11 protein-coding genes are annotated in these 5,669 nt (G+C 30.9%); 9 read left to right on the top strand and 2 right to left on the bottom strand.

Going from position 1 to position 5,669, the window contains the following annotated elements; translation table 11 throughout:
• Together WAO56_RS03135 and WAO56_RS03140 are read right to left on the bottom strand one after the other, a co-directional pair.
• Window positions 1–117, bottom strand: a 117-nt coding sequence (locus WAO56_RS03135; protein WP_422142970.1) for an ATP cone domain-containing protein, incomplete at its 3' end; no start/stop codon positions are given.
• A 63-nt stretch (window positions 118–180) separates the two neighbouring features.
• Complete coding sequence (locus WAO56_RS03140) at window positions 181–489, bottom strand: BRO family protein (protein WP_422146253.1); 309 nt, start codon at window positions 487–489, stop codon at window positions 181–183.
• Between the two features lie 150 nt (window positions 490–639).
• Between WAO56_RS03140 and WAO56_RS03145 the strand changes: the two genes are divergently transcribed.
• The 9 genes from WAO56_RS03145 to WAO56_RS03185 all read left to right on the top strand — a co-directional run.
• Window positions 640–840, top strand: coding sequence for a helix-turn-helix transcriptional regulator (locus WAO56_RS03145; RefSeq protein WP_422146254.1), 201 nt, complete (start codon window positions 640–642; stop codon window positions 838–840).
• Between the two features lie 137 nt (window positions 841–977).
• On the top strand, window positions 978–1,142 hold the full coding sequence (locus tag WAO56_RS03150) for a hypothetical protein (RefSeq protein WP_422146255.1): 165 nt from the start codon (window positions 978–980) through the stop codon (window positions 1,140–1,142).
• A 102-nt stretch (window positions 1,143–1,244) separates the two neighbouring features.
• Window positions 1,245–1,463 (top strand): hypothetical protein, encoded by a 219-nt coding sequence (locus tag WAO56_RS03155; RefSeq protein ID WP_422146256.1) that lies wholly within the window; start codon window positions 1,245–1,247, stop codon window positions 1,461–1,463.
• 2 nt (window positions 1,464–1,465) lie between these two features.
• Complete coding sequence (locus WAO56_RS03160) at window positions 1,466–2,044, top strand: host-nuclease inhibitor Gam family protein (RefSeq protein ID WP_422146257.1); 579 nt, start codon at window positions 1,466–1,468, stop codon at window positions 2,042–2,044.
• Window positions 2,045–2,053: 9 nt separating this feature from the next.
• The gene (locus WAO56_RS03165) at window positions 2,054–2,641 is read left to right on the top strand and encodes an ERF family protein (RefSeq protein ID WP_422146258.1); all 588 of its coding nucleotides are present in this window, start codon (window positions 2,054–2,056) and stop codon (window positions 2,639–2,641) included.
• 12 nt (window positions 2,642–2,653) lie between these two features.
• A complete protein-coding gene (locus tag WAO56_RS03170; RefSeq protein ID WP_422146259.1) occupies window positions 2,654–3,457 on the top strand; it encodes a hypothetical protein in 804 nt (267 codons plus the stop codon).
• Window positions 3,457–5,286, top strand: coding sequence for a DnaB-like helicase C-terminal domain-containing protein (locus WAO56_RS03175; RefSeq protein WP_422146260.1), 1,830 nt, complete (start codon window positions 3,457–3,459; stop codon window positions 5,284–5,286). The genes WAO56_RS03170 and WAO56_RS03175 overlap by 1 nt, the downstream gene beginning before the upstream one ends.
• Window positions 5,264–5,437, top strand: a complete 174-nt coding sequence (locus WAO56_RS03180) for a hypothetical protein (protein WP_422146261.1) — start codon at window positions 5,264–5,266, stop codon at window positions 5,435–5,437. Before WAO56_RS03175 ends, WAO56_RS03180 begins: the two co-directional genes overlap by 23 nt.
• Window positions 5,438–5,449: 12 nt before the next feature.
• A partial coding sequence (locus WAO56_RS03185; protein ID WP_422146262.1) for a hypothetical protein occupies window positions 5,450–5,669 on the top strand: 220 nt, incomplete at its 3' end.

The raw sequence follows: 5,669 nt of genomic DNA on the forward strand, positions 1-5,669 counted from the left end.
TTCAGCTAGATTTTCTTCATAAACTCCAGTACTACTGTTCATTGCTTTTTTTATAGCAGATACTATTTTATTTTTATTAAATTCTACAATATTTCCATCTCTTTTAATTACATTCATTTTATCACCCCATAAATATTTTAACAGATCTACAATATATGGCAACCACTATATGTAGGCATACTATATATAGTAGCGAATAATATTCATAAATATTTTTACCCTTTCCCTAAACCTACGAATTCTAATTAATATATTTAAAAAATATTCATTAATTATTGTCAGACCTCTATTTGGAATAGCAAAGGTCGTGTTTTCCGACCTTTGAAGTATTGTCTTATCTTCCGTATCAACATGAGTTGAAAGAGCATCCTTTGTATTTGAATAACCTAGACTTTCAGCTACATCTTTGCCTACAAAATAGATTTGTTCATTAACAAGGGCAGTGCGGATAGAATCAAATTCTGGATTTTTATAAACCTCAAGTTTCATCTAAACAACCTCCTTTACTTTATTTTTTAGTCTTATTTATATTATAAATCATAGCTTACATAAAAACAATAAAAAAACTGTTATTTATGCTTGACATCTATAAAATAATATTGTAAAATATAAACAACACCACAAGAGAGGAGGTTTAAAATGAAAAATCGTCTTAAGGAAATCCGAGAAGAACTCGGATTAACCCAAGGAGAACTAGCAGAAAAAGCTAATTTATCTCGTTACACTATCAATCAAATAGAACGAGGGAAAGATAGCGTAAAAAGCGAAACAATAAAAGCATTAGTAATGGCTACTGGAATACCAGCAAATAAAATTTTTTTTGACTTTGATGTTGTGTAAACAAAACGATATGTAAACTTTATCTTACTACGACAATTATACGTTACTGCCAAGCTACAAACCAGTGATGAATAATACGGAAAATATAACAAATCAGGAGGAATGAATAAGGAAATTTAGGACATTAGGAGGACATTATGCAGAGACTAGATGAATTTAAAAGAAGAAATAAACGACCGTTAAGGCAATATAAAAGATTTGTAAATTGGGCGATGTTTTATGGACTAACAGCAATAGTAATGGTAGCAGGACTAACTGCAGTCGGTGGAATGGTAGTGAAAACAATATGGAAATTATTATAGAAAGAAAAAAGCCTTTAGCTGTTGCTGCAGCTAAAGACTTAATCATAAATGTATATGAGTGTACGACTCAAGTACATTATAACACAATTTTGGAGGATTATAATGGAAATTTTAAAAGAAGCATATGAAACTATAGACGGAAAAGTCTTTAAAGATAAAGAAGAAGCGGTAGAACACGAACGAAATTTATTAATGAAAAAAGACGTAGCGAAATTACTGCATCGTTGGTATGGATACAACGGGATGATAGAAGATTTGTACTTTGTGGCTGAAAATCTAATAAAAGATAAAGATAAATTGTTAAACATCTTAGGAGAATAATTATGGAAAGACTTGAAATTTTAGAATTTGACATAGATAACGAAGAAAATGATATAGATAGCGAAATAAAAGAAACATCAGAAGAAGAATTAAAACAAAGATATAAAATAACTAGTTTAGACAGTTGTAACTGGGCATTTAGAAAATTAGCAGCAATAAAAGTTCAGGAAGAAGAAATAAACGAATTAGCCAAGAACGAAATAGAAAGAATTAATGCATGGAAAGAAGATGAACTTAAGAAAACAGAAGACAGCAAAGCGTTTTTTGAAGGACTGCTAACAGAGTATTTCATAGAACAAAAGCAAGTAGATCCAAAATTCAAAATATCAACACCACACGGAAAAGTTACTAGCAGGAAACAACAGCCGAAGTACGAATATGATGTAGAGAAATTCATTACATGGGCAGAGGCTAATGAGCATGCAGAGCTAGTAAGAATTAAGAAAGAAGTCGACAAAACAGCTACTAAAAAGACTTTTGAGATAAATGGAAATCAGTTAGTAGATGAAGAAACAGGGCTGATTGTAGACGGTGTAACAGTGCTTAAAAGAGAAGATAGTATAAACATAAAAGTTGAGTAGAGGTGCAGTATGAATATATATGAAAAATTAACTCAAATACAAAACGAATTAAAAGCTCCAAAGAACCAGTTTAATGCGTTCGGAAATTATAATTATAGAAGTTGTGAAGATATATTAGAGGCTGTCAAGCCTCTTCTATTAGAACACAAATTAACACAAATAATTAATGATGATGTAGTGAAAATTGATGAAAGATTTTATATTAAATCAACTATTAGTTTATTTAATAATGAACAAATGGAAGAAATGATAATTACATCAGCTTTAGCGAGAGAACCAGAGATTAAGCCTAAAATGGATGAATCGCAAACAACAGGTTCTGCCTCTAGTTATGCTAGAAAATACGCTTTAGCAGGCTTATATGCATTGGATGATGCAAAAGATAGTGATGGATTAAATACACATGGAAAAGAGCATTCAAAGGCCGATACGAGCAGAAAACAGGCTATTACAACAAGCAATAAAAAAGTAGCTAGCAATAACCAAACTGCATTTAAGTGTAGTGAGTGTGGAGTAGGAATAAATCAAGCAGTTAAAACATTTAGCGAGAAAAAATATGGCAAACCACTCTGCATGGATTGTCAAAAGAAACAATAGAAAGGATTAGCTATGAGTAGTGATGGATGGATAAAATTGCATAGAAAATTATTAGATAATCCTCTTTGGAAAGATTGTAATGCAAATCAAAAAGTAGTAATGATTACCATTCTTTTACGAGCAAATCATGAACCTAAAAAGTGGGTTTATAAGGGCAAAGAATATGTTGCAGATAGTGGCGAATTCATCACTAGCTTGAGTTCGCTTTGCTCCTTGACTGGTCTGAAAATTAACATAGTGCGTAACACACTAGACAAATTAGAAAAGTATCAGTTTATAACAAAGAGAACAACAAACAAAAATACCTTGATAAAGGTTGTGAATTGGGAGTTATATCAAAAGCGCAATAACGATGATAACAAAGAAAGCAACATAGATAACAACACAGACTTAACAAGTGAAACAACAAGGGATATAACAAAGACTTCACAAAGACTTAACAAAGACCCCACAACTAACAAGAATGATAAGAACTATAAGAATAATATATATAGTGCTTCTGAAAAAAATTCTTCTACCAAAACATATGAGGTATTTGAAAAATTATGGTCATTGTATCCGGAAAAGAAAGGTAAAAACCAAGTATCTAAAAAATCAAAAGAAGCAATAGAAAAAATAGGTATTGAAAAAATGACTATTGCTCTAAAAAAATATATTGCTGATGTAGAAAAGCAAAGAAAAGAAGGATTTAAAGAGCTTAGATATAAAAATGGTTCTACATGGTTTAACTCGGGTTATGAAGATTATTTGGTAGAAGAAAAAGAAGAACCTAAAAAAGTCGTAAAACTTAAATATGTGAATACGGGGTACTTGTAATGAATGAAATTACAGCTAAAATACAAGAATTAAAAAGTGAATATGGTCAAAGTGCAGAGCAAATAATAGCTAATGGATTAGGTATGGAGAAAAAAGGAACTAAATACAAATGTCCTAATGGCTTTGCTCATAGAAATAACGACCGAGATCCTTCAATGAGTTGGGATAAAAACGCACTGCAATTCTATTGTTTTGGATGTAACCACAAAATAGATATTTATAGCTATTACAAAGACTATCTTAACTACACTGTTGAAGAAATACTCGGAGACATAAAACAAGTTGAAAGTAGCAGAAGTTCTTTTTATTCAGAAGTTAAAAAAGTAGAAGAAATCAATCAAGAATGTATTGATTATGTAAAAGTTAGAGGGATTAACGAAGATACCATAAAAGCCTTTAACCTCGGAACTTACAAGGGACAAATAGCATTCCCATACTACAAATATGACACCATAGTTGGATACAAACTAAGACAGCCTAAAAAGGACTTTACAGGACCAAAGATGACAAATATTAAGAGGTCAAAGCCTTATTTGTTTGGCAGTCAATTGGTAGTACCAGGCGAAGAACTGATAGTTTGTGAAGGTGAATTTGATGCAATGGTAATTTATCAATGCGGTTATAGAAATGTGGTGTCAATCGGTGCTGGCGCTAATTCAATAAAAACAATATTTGAACAGGCAAAAGAATTTTTATCTAAATTTAAAAACATAATAATTGTATCTGATAACGATGAAGCAGGTACAAAAATGGATAAAGATGCTACAAAAATACTTGGAAGAAAAGCAAAATTAATTGATAAAAAAATATATCAACTTAATGATATTAACGATGAATATTACAGATATGGAAAAGAAAAAGTTAAGAAAATAATAGAGTCTGCAAGATTTAAAATAGAAGGTCGAAGAGATTTAGAAATACAGCCTTACATGGGGATATCAGACAACTATGGCAGATATGTACCAACGGGCATTAAGACAATAGACAATGCAATAAATGACCTTGAACCTCGAAGATTAACGTTAATCACAGGCAGAAGCAACGGAGGAAAGACAACATTTATCAAACAAGTAATAGCAAATGCAATAGATAAAAATAACAAGGTTTATTTAATGAATGGCGAAAATGATGCAGACATGCTAATTAACGATCTGTATAAAACGGTGATAGGTAGGAATAATCAATACTATGACACTATAAAAATAAATAAAAAATATTTCAAAGAGCCAAAAGCAGATGTTTTAGCAGCATTACAAGAATGGCATAAAGATAAATTATATATGTTCAACAAAGGTGAAAGTAAATTAAAGACTTTAGATGAACTTACAGCAATGATTGAAACAGAAATCAAATACAACAAATATGATTTAGTAGTAATAGATAACTTAATGAGTATTTTATCAGTATCCGCAGCAGAGAAATACGAACAACAAGCAGACTTCACTCAAAGATTATGTGACATATCAAAAAACTACAATACACATATAGTTTTAGTCTTACATCCGAACAAAACTTATCAAAAAGGCGAAGATTTAGAAATGGAACAAATAAGCGGTAGTAGCGATATTTACAATAAGGCGGATAACATAATTGCAGTTACAAGAGAATATGGTGAAGAAAAAGTAGCTAGTGGGATAAATGGTTATATTTCAGTAATTAAAAACAGATATTACGGGGAACTGGTAAAAATTGAAACTCATTTTGATAAAGAAACAGGACTTTTATTAGAAAAACAAGATGAAGAAATACTACTATATACATTTAAATTTCAATCGTATCTTGATGAAATAAGGGGGATATTGAAAGGTGAACAAATGGCAATTAAATAATATTTTAAAAGGAAATCACAGAAAAGAAATAACAATGGAAACTGTTAAAGATATAGAAATTATGGAAGATGAAGAAGTAAAAGAAGCGGTGTTAGAACTAATGACAGAAATAGCAAGGAATAATATTAACTACAGCAAGCTAGCAATTTAGTGGGAGAAAACTATGAATAATTACGAACCTTTATGGACTATGAGAGATGGGACAACAATAAAAATCAAGGACATGGAAACAAGTCATCTCATAAACACTATAAATATGATTGAGCGTGGGAAATATGGAGAAACGCTTAAGTTAGATCCGGATGAATTATTGGAAGCGACGGTGGGAAATCTTGAATTTGCAATAATCGTTGAAACGTATGAAGAATTAAAAAAAGAACTAG

The sequence above is a fragment of the Miniphocaeibacter sp. genome (assembly GCF_049276255.1).
Taxonomy (GTDB): Bacteria; Bacillota; Clostridia; order Tissierellales; family Peptoniphilaceae; genus Miniphocaeibacter.